This window comes from Bradyrhizobium sp. IC4060 (genome assembly GCF_020193715.1).
Taxonomy (GTDB): Bacteria; Pseudomonadota; Alphaproteobacteria; order Rhizobiales; family Xanthobacteraceae; genus Bradyrhizobium; species Bradyrhizobium yuanmingense.
Genome location: NZ_JADYVJ010000001.1, coordinates 530254 through 545184, shown reverse-complemented (window position 1 = coordinate 545184; position 14931 = coordinate 530254). Strand labels below are relative to the sequence as shown.

The 14931-nt window shown below is 66.0% G+C and carries 17 protein-coding genes; 12 read left to right on the top strand and 5 right to left on the bottom strand.

Features of this window, described 5'->3' with window-relative positions:
* Nucleotides 1–102 precede the first annotated feature (102 nt).
* The 3 genes from I6F16_RS02685 to I6F16_RS02675 all read left to right on the top strand — a co-directional run bounded on the left by I6F16_RS02685 (nucleotide 103) and on the right by I6F16_RS02675 (nucleotide 2137).
* Nucleotides 103–951 carry a hypothetical protein gene (locus I6F16_RS02685; protein ID WP_225112257.1) on the top strand — a complete coding sequence of 283 codons (849 nt, stop codon included), beginning with the start codon at nucleotides 103–105 and terminating at the stop codon, nucleotides 949–951.
* Between the two features lie 110 nt (nucleotides 952–1061).
* Nucleotides 1062–1658, top strand: coding sequence for a TetR/AcrR family transcriptional regulator (locus I6F16_RS02680; protein ID WP_225112258.1), 597 nt, complete (start codon nucleotides 1062–1064; stop codon nucleotides 1656–1658).
* Between the two features lie 11 nt (nucleotides 1659–1669).
* On the top strand, nucleotides 1670–2137 hold the full coding sequence (locus I6F16_RS02675; RefSeq protein WP_225112259.1) for a PaaI family thioesterase: 468 nt from the start codon (nucleotides 1670–1672) through the stop codon (nucleotides 2135–2137).
* A gap of 75 nt (nucleotides 2138–2212) precedes the next feature.
* Here I6F16_RS02675 and rplI read toward each other — a convergent pair whose 3' ends face one another.
* From rplI to rpsF, 4 genes are all read right to left on the bottom strand, one after another.
* On the bottom strand, nucleotides 2213–2812 hold the full coding sequence (gene rplI, locus I6F16_RS02670; protein WP_036000730.1) for a 50S ribosomal protein L9: 600 nt from the start codon (nucleotides 2810–2812) through the stop codon (nucleotides 2213–2215).
* A 51-nt stretch (nucleotides 2813–2863) separates the two neighbouring features.
* Nucleotides 2864–3841: a DUF2232 domain-containing protein gene (locus I6F16_RS02665; RefSeq protein WP_225112260.1), complete on the bottom strand. Its 978-nt coding sequence runs from the start codon at nucleotides 3839–3841 to the stop codon at nucleotides 2864–2866.
* Nucleotides 3842–3975: 134 nt separating this feature from the next.
* Nucleotides 3976–4215 carry a 30S ribosomal protein S18 gene (gene rpsR / locus I6F16_RS02660; protein ID WP_007592020.1) on the bottom strand — a complete coding sequence of 80 codons (240 nt, stop codon included), beginning with the start codon at nucleotides 4213–4215 and terminating at the stop codon, nucleotides 3976–3978.
* Nucleotides 4216–4220: 5 nt separating this feature from the next.
* Complete coding sequence (gene rpsF, locus I6F16_RS02655) at nucleotides 4221–4688, bottom strand: 30S ribosomal protein S6 (RefSeq protein ID WP_025035823.1); 468 nt, start codon at nucleotides 4686–4688, stop codon at nucleotides 4221–4223.
* A 336-nt stretch (nucleotides 4689–5024) separates the two neighbouring features.
* Here rpsF and I6F16_RS02650 point away from each other — a divergent pair, with 336 nt between their 5' ends.
* The 9 genes from I6F16_RS02650 (at nucleotide 5025) to gmk (ending at nucleotide 13661) form a co-directional block, all read left to right on the top strand.
* The gene (locus I6F16_RS02650; RefSeq protein ID WP_225112261.1) at nucleotides 5025–5729 is read left to right on the top strand and encodes a TetR/AcrR family transcriptional regulator C-terminal domain-containing protein; all 705 of its coding nucleotides are present in this window, start codon (nucleotides 5025–5027) and stop codon (nucleotides 5727–5729) included.
* Between the two features lie 3 nt (nucleotides 5730–5732).
* Nucleotides 5733–6758, top strand: coding sequence for a fatty acid desaturase family protein (locus I6F16_RS02645; protein ID WP_225112262.1), 1026 nt, complete (start codon nucleotides 5733–5735; stop codon nucleotides 6756–6758).
* Between the two features lie 188 nt (nucleotides 6759–6946).
* Nucleotides 6947–7906: an ACP S-malonyltransferase gene (fabD, locus tag I6F16_RS02640; RefSeq protein ID WP_109144010.1), complete on the top strand. Its 960-nt coding sequence runs from the start codon at nucleotides 6947–6949 to the stop codon at nucleotides 7904–7906.
* Nucleotides 7907–7918: 12 nt separating this feature from the next.
* A complete protein-coding gene (fabG, locus tag I6F16_RS02635) occupies nucleotides 7919–8656 on the top strand; it encodes a 3-oxoacyl-[acyl-carrier-protein] reductase (protein WP_025035827.1) in 738 nt (245 codons plus the stop codon).
* Nucleotides 8657–8968: 312 nt separating this feature from the next.
* A complete protein-coding gene (locus tag I6F16_RS02630; protein ID WP_008551805.1) occupies nucleotides 8969–9208 on the top strand; it encodes an acyl carrier protein in 240 nt (79 codons plus the stop codon).
* A 108-nt stretch (nucleotides 9209–9316) separates the two neighbouring features.
* On the top strand, nucleotides 9317–10582 hold the full coding sequence (gene fabF, locus I6F16_RS02625; protein ID WP_109144009.1) for a beta-ketoacyl-ACP synthase II: 1266 nt from the start codon (nucleotides 9317–9319) through the stop codon (nucleotides 10580–10582).
* Between the two features lie 127 nt (nucleotides 10583–10709).
* Nucleotides 10710–11993 (top strand): endolytic transglycosylase MltG, encoded by a 1284-nt coding sequence (gene mltG, locus I6F16_RS02620; RefSeq protein WP_036000702.1) that lies wholly within the window; start codon nucleotides 10710–10712, stop codon nucleotides 11991–11993.
* A 117-nt stretch (nucleotides 11994–12110) separates the two neighbouring features.
* Entirely contained in the window at nucleotides 12111–12998 is an 888-nt protein-coding gene (locus I6F16_RS02615) for a YicC/YloC family endoribonuclease (RefSeq protein ID WP_109144007.1), read from the top strand.
* A gap of 3 nt (nucleotides 12999–13001) precedes the next feature.
* On the top strand, nucleotides 13002–13661 hold the full coding sequence (gene gmk / locus I6F16_RS02610) for a guanylate kinase (protein ID WP_036000695.1): 660 nt from the start codon (nucleotides 13002–13004) through the stop codon (nucleotides 13659–13661).
* On the opposite strand, the gene I6F16_RS02605 is transcribed toward gmk, so the two are convergent.
* A complete protein-coding gene (locus I6F16_RS02605) occupies nucleotides 13594–14796 on the bottom strand; it encodes a hypothetical protein (RefSeq protein ID WP_225173421.1) in 1203 nt (400 codons plus the stop codon). The two genes, gmk and I6F16_RS02605, sit on opposite strands and share 68 nt — an antisense overlap.
* Nucleotides 14797–14931 lie beyond the last annotated feature (135 nt).

Genomic DNA, 14931 nt, shown 5'->3' with positions numbered 1-14931 from the left:
GCGCGCGGACCTGCTTCCATTCGCGGCTCAATCGGTTAAAAGGTGACCGCCGCCGCGCCGGATGCCGGCTGCATTTGCGGAAATTCAACGGAGATGATGGGAATGTCGAGCCGAGCGCTCAGCCTCGCGACGGTGTTGCTTCTGATTGGCTTCGGTGCGGCTAATTCCGTTCTTGCGCAGGCGACGAACCTCGAGGCTGGCAAGACCCCGTCGCAGCTGTTCTCGCAGACCTGCAATGTCTGCCACAAGAGCCCGCGCGGGCTGCTGAAGTCCGTGTCGCCCGGCTCGCTGCCGGGATTCCTGCGCCAGCACTACACGACGAGTTCGGATATGGCGGGCGTCCTCTCCGCCTATCTGATCTCGAACGGTGCCACCGACACGCGCTATCAGGCCAAGGACGCCAAGAAGGACGGCGCCGCGCCTGAACAACAGGGTCGACGCCAGCGCGCGCAGGATGCCGCGAGGCCGGAAGGCGAGGGCGCTGCTCCTGCCGCCGAGGGTACGCGCCAGAAGCGTGCGGCGCGGCCGGCCGAGGAGGGTGCCAAGCCGGAGGGAGAGGCTGCGCCCGAGGCACGCAAAGGCAAGCGGCGCGCCAAGCCCGGCACGGAGGAAGCCCCGAAGGTCGATGCCGCGGCGCCGGCGACCGACGACAAGAAGAGCGAGCCGAAGCCGGAGTCCGTCAAGCCTGACAGCGCCAAGGTCGAGCCGCGCAGCGAGACGCCGGCGCTGCGGCCCGATCCGGTCCCGCAGGTGACGCCGGCCGCTCCAGCCGCCGCCAAGCCCGCTGAGCCGGCCGCGCCCAAGCCGGTGGAAGAGGCTGCTCCGAAACCTGCCGAGCCGGCTCCCGCGGCCAAGCCGCAGGAACAGGCGCCGCCCGCGACCGCTGCAGCCCCGCCGCCGCCGGCGGCGCCTGCGTCCTCCGGTCCGCCGGTGCCGCCGATCTCGCGCTAAGTCACCCGGATCTTTCGATCGACGATGCGAAGGCCGCGCCCATCCGCGGCCTTCGCATCGACTTGACCGCCATTAGAGTAGTACTCTAGAGTATTGCTCTAGGAGGCGCCATGACGGCGAGCGTACGAGACGATCTGTTGGCGGCCGGCCTTGCCGTGTTCGACCGCGTCGGCTTCGAAGCCGCGACGGTGGCCGCGATCCGCACCCGCGCGCGGGCTTCCAACGGCAGCTTCTTCCACGTCTTCGGTTCGAAGAAAGAACTTGCCGGTGCGTTGTTTCTGGAGGTCCTGCGGCACTATCACGCCGCGATACTGGCCGCGCTCGATCCCGGCCCCGATGCCGAGCAGGGCATCGATCGCCTGATCCGGGCGCATCTCGACTGGGTCGTCACCAGCCGGCGCGAGGCGCGCTACCTCTTCGAGATCTCGCGCAGCGAGTGGGGCGAAGACGTGCGCGACGCCCAGCGGGCGCAGAATGCGCGGCTTGCCGAAGGCATTGAGCGCTGGCGCGCGCCGCTGGTGGCAAGCGGCGAACTTCTGCCGATGACGCCGGTGATGTTCGTCAGCCAGCTGATCGGTCCGGCGCAGATCTTCTGCCGCGCCTTCCTGTCGGGTCGCGAGCGCACCGATCCGCGCATCGAGGCGGACACGCTGATCGCCTGCGCCAATCGTGCGCTGAGGCCGTTCGATCGCATCAACAAGCAATAAGGGGAGATCGCATGCGGGCCGAAGCTGATCCGGAATTTGCGCCGATTGCCGAGCGCATCCACGCCAATATCGGCCGGCAGGGTTTCATGAACCTGGTCGGCGCCGAGCTCTCCGAATTGTCGCGCGGCACCTGCACCATCGCCGTGGAGCGCCGGCCGGAGCTGTTACAGCAGCACGGCTTCTTCCATGGCGGCGTCACCGCCTTCCTGGTCGACAACGCCACTACGATCGCAGCCGCCACGTCGCGCGGCCAGCCGGCGCTGACGGCGGAATACAAGCTCAATCTGTTGTCGCCCGCGGTCGGCGAGAAGCTGATCTGCCGCGCCCGGGTGATCAAGCCGGGCCGCCAGGTCGCGGTGGTCGCCGCCGACGTGTTCTGCGTCAGCGATGGCGTCGAGAAGCATACGGCCACCGCGCTGGCCTCGATCGCGATGCTGAGCGAGGACGTCGCTGCCAATACGAAAAGCCCGGCCGCGTGAGGCAGCCGGGCTTTGATCGGGATCGTCATCCGGGTCTGGTCTTGCGGACCGTCCCGGAATGACGAGTTGAGCTGCTTACTTCTCTTCCGCAGCCGGCGCCGGCGCGACCTCGTCGTGCTGGGCTTCCGGATCGAAGAACTCGCCGGCGGCGGCGATCGCCTCGGCGGCCGCATCGCGATCCTCATTGCGGGTCGAGATGTCCTCGCCGCGGTTGATGCGCTCGGCCTCGTCCTGGCTGCGGGCAACCGTGACGGTGATCTCGACCTCGACTTCGGGATGAACGGCAACGGTGATCGAGTGCTTGCCGATGGTCTTGATCGGCGCGTCGAGCTGGATCTGCGGACGGGCGAGCGAAACGCCGTCGGCTTCGAACGCGAGCACGATGTCACGCACGTTGACCGAGCCGAACAGCTGGCCGGCTTCCGAGGCCTGGCGGATCACGATGATGTTCTTGCCCTCGATCTTCTCGGCGACCTTGGACGCCTCGGCCTTCGAGGCGAGGTTGCGCGCTTCGAGCTCGGCCTTCATGCCGTCATACTTGGCCCGGTTGTCGGCGGTGGCGCGCAGCGCCTTGCCGCGCTTGAGCAGGAAATTGCGAGCGTAGCCGTCGCGAACCTTCACGACTTCGCCCATCTGGCCGAGCTTGTTGACGCGTTCCAGCAAAATGACTTCCATATTCGTTCTCCTTTTGAAGTGCTCTCGAAGGTTTCAGTTTCGGGGTTGAACTCAAGGTGTAGGCAGTGGCGGCGGCTGCCGGCTGCGCAGGAAGCGTTCGCGCAAGCCAAACAAGGCATCCGCAAGCCCAAGGATTACCATCGCGACCACGGGCCATCCGAACACGACCACGGCGGCGTAGGTCGAGCCGAGCCAGAACGTGCGGCCGTTCAGCGCGAGCGTCAGCGTATGCAATACGGCGAAACCGGCCAGCGCATAACTCATCATCAGCGCGGCGGTGGCGATCTGCGCCACGATGCCAAGCAGCCCCCCGGTGAAGCAGAAGGCGAGGGAGATGCACAGCACCACCAGCGTCATCTGCGGCAGCTCGGTGGTCTTGAGGTCCGGCCAGGGACGGCGCAGCCGGCCCGACGTCGCGGTCACCTTGGCGCTGAGCCAGAGGTTGAGAGTGAGCGTCATCGTCGCGGCAATCGTGGCGGCGGCGGGTGCGATGCGCACCAGCGCGTCGACGAACTGGCTGGCTTCGCCCGAAGTTTGCGGGTCGGTGGCGCGCAGGAGGCGCGTCAGGCCACGGCGCAACGTGCCGGTGATGGTCTCCGCGTCGGTCCCGAGAGTGAGCAACGCGGCCATCGTGGTCAGCGTCGCGAAGCCTGCAATCCAGAGCAGGATGCGGCCGACCGGGTACCACTCGACGTCCGGCTCCGCGGAGGGCGCTGTGCCGGTGGCAGGCGCGGCGCTTCCCACCTGACGTCCGAGCAGGACGAGATGGCCGAGCCACCACGCCGGCAACGCGACGGTGACGGCGAAGGCGATGCAGTAGGGCAGGCCGAACAGGGCGCCGAGGCCGATCGCGGCGGCGATGCCACCAATGCTCGCGCAAAGCGGGCCCCAGCCGATCGCGGCGACCATCAGGGGGAGCGGAGCGAGATAGAACAGGACAAGCGCGATCAGCGCCCCCGAGATGATCGAGGCGAACATCAGGGCCGACGCAGCGCCGGCGATCAGGGCTATCAGTCCAAAGGCCATCATCAGCTGTCCCGCTCCCTTCGAGCGGTTAGAGGCGTCGCTTGCCCCAACCATCGGCGACCGGACGACCCGGAAGCCTTATGAGTTCGAAAAGTCGCGACCGGCGGCGCTAGCCGCCGCCGGTCGAATTGGTCGTATCAGCGAATGACGTAGGGCAGGAGGCCCAGGAAGCGCGCGCGCTTGATGGCGCGGGCGAGCTCACGCTGCTTCTTCGCGGACACCGCGGTGATGCGGCTCGGCACGATCTTGCCGCGCTCGGAGACGTAACGCATCAGCAGCTTGGAGTCCTTGTAGTCGATCTTCGGAGCATTGGCGCCCGTGAACGGGCAGCTCTTGCGACGACGGAAAAACGGGCGGCGTGCACCAGCTTCAGCCATGATTCTTACTCCCCATCCGTGGTTTCAGCTTCATCGCGCGGACGGCGCGGACCGCGATCACCGCGGAAACCGCCCTCGCGGTCGCCACGGAAGCCGCCTTCGCGCTCGCCGCGGAAGCCACCGCCGCGATCGTCACGCTCGCGATCACGGTCGGCCTTGCGCATCATCGCGGACGGGCCTTCCTCGAGCTCCTCGACGCGGACGCTGAGATAGCGGATCACGTCCTCGCTGATGCGCTCCTGGCGCTCGATCTCGGCGATCGCCGCGGACGGCGCGTCGATGTTGAGCAGCACGAAGTGCGCCTTGCGGTTCTTGTTCATCCGGTAGGTGAGGGAGCGCACGCCCCAATTCTCGGTCTTGGTGATCTTGCCGCCGAGACCTTCGACGATACCGGTCATCTGCGCAGTCAGCTCTTCGACCTGCTGCGGGCTCGCGTCCTGACGCGCGAGAAAAACATGCTCGTAAAGAGGCATGGTCGTCCTTTCCTCATGTTGGCGCATCGCCCGGCGTCAAACCCTTAAGAGGCCTTCGGAAAGGACTCTGGGATCAAGCTCAGAAGGCGGAAACACGGGACGACGGGCCGACTGGCCCTGCCACACCAAAATCACGAATGATTTGCTGAGACCGTCCGTTCAGCTCCCGGCCGGGGTCTGCGGATGGGCGCCTTATACGGATTTTGGCCGGCTTTGCAAGGCGGAGGGGCATTTTCAAGCCGTCCAACGGGAACAAGAACCCCATCCTCCAATATCAAGATTCGGCTTGATCTGTTTGTTTGTATAACATACAAATAAATCGACGAAGAGGATCCCATGGCAGAAGCGTCGGCCGATGCGCCGCTCGAAGCGGCAGGCGACCCCAAGCACGCCGCGCGCGCGACGCGCTCGGCCGGCCGCAAGATGCGGTCACTGCTCCTGGATGCTGCGAGCCCGCTGTTTCGGGAGCGGGGGCTGTCAGGCACGTCGATTACCGACATCGCGGCCGCCGCGGACGCGTTCCCGAGCCAGATCACCTATTACTTCCGCACCAAGGAGGCGCTGTTTGTCGAATGCGCCTGCCGCGATCTGTTGTATCTGGCGCGGGCCACCGAGCAGGCGGCGCTGAAGGCGCGGACTCCCGGGGAATACACCCATGCGCTGGCCGAGACCGTGACGGCGAGCGATTCGGTCGCCTTCTTCGCCGAGGCGCTGACGCTGACGCGGCGTCGCCAGGATCTCGCGCCACTGGTGGAGCGTACCATCGAGCGCCTGCACAGCGAGGGTACGCGCGCTTATGCAGGGCAGGTCGCGCGGCACGGCTGGCGCTCGCTGCGCGCGCCCGACGAAAGCTCGCGGCGGTTCTGGGCCGTCGCCATCGGCGTCATTCTCGAGGGCTACGCGATGGGCCGCTCGCCCGAGGCGCTCTGCGCCGAGATGCTGCGCGTGCTGGGCGAGCAGGCGAAATCCACTGAAGACACCGCCCGCCTGCGTCTCGTCGAGGTGCGCGAGGCATCCGACAATTCGAATGGAAAGGGTTAGGCCATGACCGCGCTTCGCATGCGTGCCCGCGATTTCCTGACCGACGATCAATTGGCCGAGGTGCGCCAGCGCGCGACGTGGAAAGGCGCTGCGCTGATCGCGCACGCCTGGACGCTGATCATTGCAGCCATCGCGCTGGTCGCGTGGTGGCCCAATCCGCTCACCTATATCTTCGCCGTCGCCATCATCGGCTCGCGCCAGCTCGGCCTTGCGATCCTGATGCATGACGGCGCACATGGTTGCCTGTCCGCCGACGAGAAAACCAACCTGACGCTGAGCCAGTGGTTCTGCGCCTATCCGCTGTTTGCGGAGACGCGCAGCTACCGGCGCTATCACCTTCAGCACCATGCGCGCACCCAGCAGGAGGACGACCCCGACCTCGTGCTGTCGGCGCCGTTTCCGATCACCAAGTTGAGCTATCGCCGCAAGTTCATCCGCGACGTCACCGGGCAGACCGGCTACCAGCAGCGCAAGGCGCAGTTGCTCAACGCGCTCGGGCCAAAGGACTGGTCATGGCGGCAGCGCGCAGCGCATTTCTGGGAGATGCTCGGCCCGCAATGTGTGGTCAACGGGATCATGTTTGCCGCGCTCGCCGCGGCCGGCGTGTGGTGGGCCTATCCGCTGCTCTGGCTGGTGCCGCTCTTGACGTGGATGATGGTCATCACCCGCATCCGCAATATCGCCGAGCACGCCGTCGTCCCCGATAGCAGCGACCCCTTGCGCAACACGCGCACGACGCATGCCAATTTTCTCGAGCGCCTGTTCATCGCGCCGTATTACGTGAACTATCACCTTGAGCATCATCTGTTGTTCTACGTGCCCTGCTACAATCTGCCGAAGGTGCACCGGCTGCTGAGTGCGAGCCGGTACGCCGATCGCATGGAAGTGCAGCCGAACTACGCTTCGGTGCTGCGGCTGGCCACGGCAAAGCCGAACCGCGAGGATCGGCCGGGGCAACTGGTGAACAGTGCGCGCCGAGCGCGGGCAGGAGCGGACGTCGATGCCAACCAGACCGCCGGCGGGTTTTGAGGGGCTTATTCCCCGTTGAATGCTGCTCCAAGTTCCCGTCTCGGCTTGACAGTGCGGCCCCGGACGGTGTCTACGGCCCCCTTTGGAGCATGATCCGGAACCATGGCCCAAGGAACCACGGCCTAAGGCCGGGCGTAAATCGGCTGCCGGTTCAGAACAGGGATCATGCCTGACAGCAGGGAGCGCCGATGACGGCTGCATTCACATTTCCTGGGCAGGGTTCCCAGGCTGTCGGCATGGGCAAGGCCCTGGCCGACGCCTTTCCGGTGGCGCGCGCCGTATTCGACGAGGTCGATGCCGCGCTCGGGGAGAAGCTGACGGCCATCATCTGGGAAGGTCCGGCCGAAACTCTCCAACTCACCGAGAACGCCCAGCCGGCGCTGATGGCCGTGTCTATCGCGACCTTGCGCGTGCTCGAGGCCGAGGCTGGTTTTTCCGTGGGACGAGACGCGGCCTTCGTCGCCGGCCACTCGCTCGGTGAATATTCGGCGCTCGCGGCGGCCGGCAGCCTGACGGTTTCGGATACCGCGCGTCTGCTTCGCACCCGCGGTCTCGCAATGCAAAAGGCGGTCCCGGTCGGCGCCGGCGCGATGGCCGCGCTGCTCGGTCTCGACTACGAGGCCGCCATGGAGGTCGCGGGCGAGGCGGCGCAGGGGCAGGTCTGCCAGGCCGCCAACGACAATGGCGGCGGCCAGGTCGTCGTCTCCGGCGACAAGGCTGCGGTCGATCGCGCCGTCGAGATCGCCAAGGCCAAGGGCGCCAAGCGCGCGATGCTGCTGCCGGTGTCCGCCCCGTTCCATTGCAAGTTGATGCAGCCGGCTGCGGATGCCATGGCGGAAGCGCTGTCGAAGGTCACGATCAAGGCGCCGGCCGCCCCGCTGGTGTCGAACGTGCTGGCGAGCGCCATCACCGATCCCGACGAGATCCGCCGCCGCCTGGTCGAGCAGGTCACCGGCACGGTGCGCTGGCGCGAGTCGGTGGCTTACATGGCCGGGCAGGGCGTCACCCGCTTCTTCGAGATCGGCGCCGGCAAGGTGCTGACCGGTCTCGTCAAGCGTATCGCGGACGGTGCCGTCGGCATTGCGGTCGGCGGCCCGAACGATATTGCCGCCGCCAAGGATGCATTGGCCGCTGCGAAGCAGGCTTAAAGGAGTCCATCAATGTTCGATCTGACTGGCCGAAAGGCGCTCGTCACCGGCGCGACCGGCGGCATTGGCGGCGCGATCGCGCAGGCGCTGCACGCGCAGGGCGCCACCGTCGCCATTTCAGGGACGCGCAAGGAGGTGCTGGACGAGCTTGCCGGCAAGCTCGGCGAGCGCGCCCACGTGCTGCCCTGCAATCTCTCCAAGGCCGATGAGGTCGAGGCGCTGGTGCCCGCTGCGGAAGCGGCGATGGGCCAGGTCGACATTCTCATCGCCAATGCCGGCATCACGCGCGACAATCTCTTCGTGCAGCTTCGCGACGAGGACTGGGACGAGGTTATCAACGTCAATCTGACCGCGACCTTCCGCCTGGCGCGCGCCGCGACCAAGCTGATGATGCGCAAGCGCTTCGGCCGCATCGTCGCCATCACCTCGGTGGTCGGCGTCACCGGCAATCCCGGGCAGGGCAATTATACGGCGTCGAAAGCCGGCCTGATCGGCATGATCAAGACGTTAGGGGCCGAATACGCCAAGCGTGGCGTGACCGCGAACTGCATCGCGCCGGGCTTCATCAAGACGCCGATGACCGATGCGCTCAACGACAAGCAGCGCGAAACGATTCTCACCAAGGTTCCGGCCGCCCGCCTGGGGACGCCCGAGGACATCGCAGCGGCCGCCGTCTATCTGAGCTCGAACGAAGCAGCCTACGTCACCGGGCAGACCATCCACGTCAACGGCGGCATGGCCATGATCTGACATCTCGTGCCGCGTCGCCTGTCACGGCGGTGCGGCATGCGGCAAACGGCCGTTTCCGGAGCGAAATGAGGCTTGTAGTCAAGGCAATTGAAGTATGATAACCGGACCTCCAACGGATGGGCAAAGAACGCCATTGCAGGTTTTTGAAACCCTGTATATTGGCGATGCGGAGCCTTTGGCCGTCGTTCGCCGGGGCCTCCATCGGTTAGGATGGGCCAAATCAAAGTTCGTAAGCGAAGGCAGTCAAACGACCACGACGGCTCGTATCGTCCCGGGGGGTCGGGTCTACAGGGAACAACACGAGGTTAAGCAATGAGTGACATTGGCGAGCGGGTTAAGAAGATCGTGGTCGAACACCTTGGTGTTGAACCCGAGAAGGTTGTCGACAACGCGAGCTTCATCGACGACCTCGGCGCCGACAGTCTGGATACCGTCGAGCTGGTGATGGCGTTCGAAGAGGAATTCGGTTGCGAGATTCCGGACGACGCTGCGGAAACGATTCTCACCGTCGGCGACGCTACGAAGTTTCTCGAGAAGAACGCGAAGAGCTAAGGCTCTTCAATTTCGCGGGGACAACATTGAAACCGGACGGGCCGCTTCGCAGCGGTCAGCCGGTTTCTTGTTATTGGCCGTGAATCTTTCGATGCGGAGTTTTCGGATATGAGGCGGGTTGTCGTCACGGGTCTCGGCATGGTCTCGCCACTCGGCTGTGGCGTCGAGCCGACCTGGAAGCGCATCCTCAACGGCGAAAGCGGTGCGCGCAGGATCGAGAGCTTCGATGTCTCCGATCTGCAGACCAAGATCGCCTGCACGGTCGTGCGCGGCGACGGCTCGAACGACAGCTTCAATCCGGACAAGTGGATGGAGCCGAAGGACCAGCGCAAGGTCGACGACTTCATCATCTTCGGCATGGCCGCGGCCGGTCAGGCGCTCGACGACGCCAACTGGCATCCCGAGACCGAAGAGGACAAATGCGCGACCGGCACCATGATCGGCTCCGGCATCGGCGGCCTCAACGGCATCGCCGATACCGCGATCCTGCTGAAGGAGCGCGGGCCGCGCCGGGTGTCGCCGTTCTTCATTCCCGGCCGCTTGATCAATCTCGCCTCCGGCTACGTCTCGATCGCGCACGGGCTGAAGGGGCCGAACCATTCGGTGGTCACGGCATGCTCGACCGGCGCGCATGCGGTTGGCGATGCCGCCCGCCTGATCGCGCTGGGCGATGCCGACGTGATGGTCGCGGGCGGCGCCGAGTCGCCGATCAGCCGCATCGGCATTGCCGGCTTCAACGCCGCGCGCGCGCTGTCGACCGGTTTCAACGAGACTCCCGAAAAGGCCTCGCGTCCCTACGATAAAGACCGCGACGGCTTCGTGATGGGCGAGGGCGCCGGCGTCCTCGTGCTGGAGGAGCTGGAGCACGCCAGGCGGCGCGGCGCGAAGATCTATGCCGAGGTGATCGGCTATGGTCTGTCGGGTGATGCCTATCACATCACGTCGCCGTCGCCCGACGGCGATGGCGGCTTCCGCAGCATGTCGGCCGCGCTCAAGCGTGCCGGGCTGACGCCGTCCGATCTCGATTACATCAACGCGCACGGGACCTCGACGCCGCTCGGCGACGAGATCGAGCTCGGCGCGGTCGAGCGTCTGCTCGGCAACGCCGCCTCCAAGGTCGCGATGTCCTCGACCAAGTCGTCGACCGGCCATCTGCTCGGCGCGGCCGGTGCGATCGAAGCGATTTTCGCGATTCTGGCGATTCGCGATAATGTCGTGCCGCCGACGATCAATCTCGACAATCCGTCGGTCGAGACCGCGATCGATCTCGTGCCGCACAAGTCGAAGCAGCGTGAGGTCAACGTCGCGTTGTCGAACTCTTTTGGTTTTGGCGGTACCAATGCGTCGGTGATCGTCCGGCGCCTAGTCAGTTAGTTTGTGTTTGAGACGAATCCACCGTTTTGCCGTATTCGGCGATAGTCATGGACGTGGGCGCGTGCGTTTTTGGCAGGGCAAGCGATTGTCGGGCCGCTATTGAACCGGCAGGATTCAGGTTGTTTCGATGAGTGAAAGGCCGCCCATTTCACCCCGGAGTCCGCGGGCCGCGCTCGAGCCCGAGCAACTTCCGCCGCCGCCCAAGCGGTCGGACCGCGCGCGCAATCCGTTCGTCGTCGTCGGCAACGCCATCATCACGCTTCTGCTGATCGCCATGCTCGGCGCCGGCGGCGTCTATTATTACGGCCGCCAGGTGCTCGAGGCGCCCGGACCGCTGAAGGAGGACAAGATCGTCAACATCCCGCAGCGTGCGGGCAAGCGCGACATCGCCGAGACGCTGAACCGGGAAGGCGTGACCGACGTCAATCCCTGGGTGTTCATCGCCAGCGTCGCCGCGTTGAAGGCGAGCTCGGACCTCAAGCCGGGTGAGTATTCCTTCCAGAAGAACGCCTCGCTGCGCGACGTCATCGGCACCATCGTCGAGGGCAAGGTGGTGCAGCACGCCGTGACGATTCCCGAAGGCCTGACCTCCGAGCAGATCGTGGCGCGGCTGTCCGACAACGACATCTTCACCGGCAGCGTGCGCGAGCTGCCGCGCGAAGGCACGCTGCTCCCGGAGACCTACAAATTCCCGCGCGGCACCCCGCGCGAGCAGGTGGTCCAGCGCATGCAGCAGGCGCACAAGCGTGTGCTGTCGGAGATCTGGGAGCGCCGCAATCAGGACATTCCAGTCAAGACGCCGGAGCAGCTGGTCACGCTGGCGTCCATCATCGAGAAGGAAACCGGCAAGGCGGACGAGCGCAGCCGCGTCGCCGCGGTGTTCGTCAACCGGCTGAAGCAGCGGATCAAGCTGCAGTCCGATCCGACCATCATCTACGGCCTCGTCGGCGGCAAGGGAACGCTGGGCCGGCCGATCAAACGCAGCGAGATCACGCAGCCCTCGCCCTACAACACCTATGTGATCGACGGCCTGCCGCCGGGCCCGATCTCCAATCCGGGCCGCGCCTCACTCGAAGCTGCCGCCAACCCGGCCCGCACCCGCGACCTCTATTTCGTCGCCGACGGCACCGGCGGGCATGCCTTCACCGAAACCTACGACGCGCACCAGAAGAACGTCGCCAAGCTCCGCGCGATGGAGAAGCAGATCCAGAACGACACGGTCGAGCCGCCCGAGGACGCGCAGCCGCCGGCCGTTGCCGCGCCTGGCGCTGCCGACGCGCCGACCGCGGCCACGCCGGCACGGCCCAATCAGCAGAAGAGGCCGCCGGCAGCACGCCCGGCTGCTCCAGCCAATCCCCCACCGGCCCGGCAGGGCGCGGTGCAGGGCTCGCCGCCGGTGGTTCAGCGCTGAGCCTTGCGCGCAGACCGGCTTGCGGACATTGCCGATTCCACTTTCCGGCAAAATAGTCTTAAGATTCGCGTGGCTTGATAGCCTCGCGAATCCCGTGTTCCTGGAGAATTTGAACTGATGGCGCTGTCGTCCATGACCGGCTTTGCGAGATGCCACGGCGCAAGCGGGCCGTATACGTTCGAATGGGAGTTGAAGTCGGTCAATGCCAAGGGCTTCGACTTGCGCGTGCGGCTGCCGCAGGGGTTTGATGAGCTCGAGGCCCATGCCAAGAAGCGCGCGGGCGAGCTGCTCTCGCGCGGCACCGTCTATGCCAATCTCACCGTCAAGCGCACCAATGCCGCAGCCACCGTCCGCATCAACGAGGACGTGCTCAACGCGGTGCTGAAGGCCGCCGCGCTGATCTCGGGGAAGGTCGACGCGGTGGCGCCGAGCATCGACGGCCTGCTCGCCATCAAGGGCGTCGTCGAGGTCGCCGAGCCCGAGGGCGACGAGGAGGAGGACAAGGCAGCGCGCACTGCTGCCGCCGAGGCCTTCGACAAGGCGCTCGACGAGCTCGTTGCGATGCGCAAGCGCGAGGGCACTTCGCTTGGGCAGATCCTGACCCAGCGCGTCGACGAGATCGAGCAGCTGGCGAAGAGAGCGGAGGCCGCGCCCGGCCGCAAGCCGGAGGCGATCAAGGCGAAGCTCGCTGAGCAGATCGCAGCGCTGCTCGACACCTCCGACCGTTTCGACTCCGACCGCCTGATGCAGGAGGCGATCCTGATCGCGACCAAGGCCGACATCCGCGAGGAGCTCGACCGCATCGCCTCCCACATCGCGCAGGCGCGCGAGCTGATCGGCAAGGGCGGCCCGATCGGGCGCAAGCTGGATTTCCTGGCGCAGGAGTTTCACCGCGAGGTCAACACCTGCTGCTCGAAGTCGAATGACATCGAGTTGACCAACACGGGCCTCGCCATGAAGAACGTGGTCGAGCAGTTCCGCGAGCAGGTGCAGAATCTGGAGTGATCGATGACGACGGGCGGTCACGGAACTGACGGTGTCGAGCGGCGCGGATTGATGTTCGTGCTGTCCTCGCCATCAGGCGCGGGCAAGACGACGCTGTCGCGCATGCTGATCGACCGGATGCCGGGCTTGAAAATGTCGGTATCTGCGACCACGCGCGCGATGCGGCCGGGCGAGGTCAACGGCAAGGACTATACGTTTGTCGACAAGGCGACGTTCGATGCCATGGTGAAGGCCGACGAACTGCTGGAATGGGCGACGGTGTTCGACAACAGCTACGGCACGCCGCGCGGTCCCGTGGATGCGGCGTTGTCGGCCGGCCAGGATGTGCTGTTCGACATCGACTGGCAGGGCACCCAGCAATTGAAGCAGAAGGCGCGCGCCGATGTCGTCAGCGTCTTCATCCTGCCGCCCTCGGCGGCCGACCTCGAGAAGCGCCTGCATTCGCGCGCGCAGGATTCCGACGAGGTGATCCGCAAGCGCATGAGCCGCGCCAGCGACGAGATGAGTCACTGGGCCGAGTACGACTACATCGTGATCAACCACGCGGTCGACGAAGCCTTCGCCGAGGTTCAGTCGATCCTGAAGGCCGAGCGCCTCAAACGCGAGCGGCGGATTGGCCTCGTAGGCTTCGTGCGAAGTTTGCAAGGTCAGCTTCAAGGTTAGGCCGCGACAGGCGCGGCCCTTCCTTCGCCAGCTGCTCCAGCATAGTCGTGATCGCGTCGACATCGACGGCATCGGTATCCCGACCTGCCGGCGCGTCATCGCGATCCGCCTCAATTTCGTTGGCGGCAAGCTTGGGTGCAGCAGCCCGATCGAACAACTTGGTCTCGACCTTGTCGCTTCTGGACTCGACCGGTTTTGCGGCCGGAGCGACGGCACGTTGCCTGCGCGCGTCGATCAGCTCGATCTCGCGGCCGATCGCGGCGAGTTTCGTCACTTGTCTTGTCGGTTGCGGACGTGCCGCATCGAAGTCGATCGGGCGCGGCGGCTGGGCGGCGGCCGGCGGTGAATCCCGCCAGGGCGCGTGGTTTCCGTCATGGTCCTGCGGCGCCCAATCGTCCCAATGCCCGCGGCGGTCGGCGGCCTGGGCGCGGACCCGTCCGCCGGCGAAGCGGTAGATGACGCTGGCGAGGATGCCGGCGAGCGCCAGCGCACCGCCGATCACAAGCATCAGCATCTGCAGCGAACCGCCGGACTTGTCAGTCGTGCCATCGGCCACGGGCGGGAGCGGAGCAGGGGATTTTGACGGCTTCGCGTTTGGCTGCGCGGCTGCTGCAAGCGTGGTTGGCGCCGGCTGAGGCGCTGGGGCGGTGGACGCTGTGGAGGCCTCGGGCCAGCGCGCGGTCACGGCCGGCTGCTGCGCGTTGGTTTCGGCGACGCTGCTCGGCGGCTGCGGCGCGACCGCGGGTGCATTCGCTGCAGCCGGCGCGGGCGCGGCCATGTTCGGCGTGCCCGCTGCGGCACTCGTCTGCGGCGCGATATATTCCGCGCGCGCGTTCTGCACGGCCTGCGGCGGTGCTGCATCCGGCTCGGATGTATCGGTCGTCGCCTGCGCGGTCTGTGCGGCTTTGCCGCCTGCGGCGCGCAGATACCAGCACTTGCGCTTCGTCGTGCGATCGAGGCGGTAGTACCAGTGCTGGCCCTGCGGCGCGGCATCCTTCGGCGAAGCCAGGCAGTCGGGCGCCGCTGCGGCCGTGCTCGATGGCGTCGGCGCGTTCTGCGATACCGCGGCCAATGGCGCGCCCGCGAGGATGCTGGCGACGAGGGTCGAAATGAACTTTGCGGTGCGGTTGCCCATCCTGGTCTCCCGGTTACGCATGACGCAACTCTTAACCATCCCTTTGTCATCAAAGACTTGGGTGGCAATGAGCCGCAAATCCGGAGAGGATGTGGCTTGAATCGGGCCTGCGCGGCGTTCGTTCCGCCCCCGGAT

Excerpts from the sequence above, each read along its gene's own strand:
- mltG (WP_036000702.1), top strand. The coding sequence starts at position 10,710 with ATGAGTGAAAGGCCGCCCATTTCACCCCGGAGTCCGCGGGCCGCGCTC.
- I6F16_RS02685 (WP_225112257.1), top strand. The coding sequence starts at position 103 with ATGTCGAGCCGAGCGCTCAGCCTCGCGACGGTGTTGCTTCTGATTGGC.
- fabG (WP_025035827.1), top strand. The coding sequence starts at position 7,919 with ATGTTCGATCTGACTGGCCGAAAGGCGCTCGTCACCGGCGCGACCGGC.
- rplI (WP_036000730.1), bottom strand. The coding sequence starts at position 2,812 with ATGGAAGTCATTTTGCTGGAACGCGTCAACAAGCTCGGCCAGATGGGC.
- I6F16_RS02680 (WP_225112258.1), top strand. The coding sequence starts at position 1,062 with ATGACGGCGAGCGTACGAGACGATCTGTTGGCGGCCGGCCTTGCCGTG.
- I6F16_RS02665 (WP_225112260.1), bottom strand. The coding sequence starts at position 3,841 with ATGATGGCCTTTGGACTGATAGCCCTGATCGCCGGCGCTGCGTCGGCC.
- I6F16_RS02605 (WP_225173421.1), bottom strand. The coding sequence starts at position 14,796 with ATGGGCAACCGCACCGCAAAGTTCATTTCGACCCTCGTCGCCAGCATC.
- fabD (WP_109144010.1), top strand. The coding sequence starts at position 6,947 with ATGACGGCTGCATTCACATTTCCTGGGCAGGGTTCCCAGGCTGTCGGC.
- I6F16_RS02650 (WP_225112261.1), top strand. The coding sequence starts at position 5,025 with ATGGCAGAAGCGTCGGCCGATGCGCCGCTCGAAGCGGCAGGCGACCCC.
- I6F16_RS02630 (WP_008551805.1), top strand. The coding sequence starts at position 8,969 with ATGAGTGACATTGGCGAGCGGGTTAAGAAGATCGTGGTCGAACACCTT.
- fabF (WP_109144009.1), top strand. The coding sequence starts at position 9,317 with ATGAGGCGGGTTGTCGTCACGGGTCTCGGCATGGTCTCGCCACTCGGC.
- I6F16_RS02645 (WP_225112262.1), top strand. The coding sequence starts at position 5,733 with ATGACCGCGCTTCGCATGCGTGCCCGCGATTTCCTGACCGACGATCAA.
- I6F16_RS02675 (WP_225112259.1), top strand. The coding sequence starts at position 1,670 with ATGCGGGCCGAAGCTGATCCGGAATTTGCGCCGATTGCCGAGCGCATC.
- rpsR (WP_007592020.1), bottom strand. The coding sequence starts at position 4,215 with ATGGCTGAAGCTGGTGCACGCCGCCCGTTTTTCCGTCGTCGCAAGAGC.
- I6F16_RS02615 (WP_109144007.1), top strand. The coding sequence starts at position 12,111 with ATGGCGCTGTCGTCCATGACCGGCTTTGCGAGATGCCACGGCGCAAGC.
- rpsF (WP_025035823.1), bottom strand. The coding sequence starts at position 4,688 with ATGCCTCTTTACGAGCATGTTTTTCTCGCGCGTCAGGACGCGAGCCCG.
- gmk (WP_036000695.1), top strand. The coding sequence starts at position 13,002 with ATGACGACGGGCGGTCACGGAACTGACGGTGTCGAGCGGCGCGGATTG.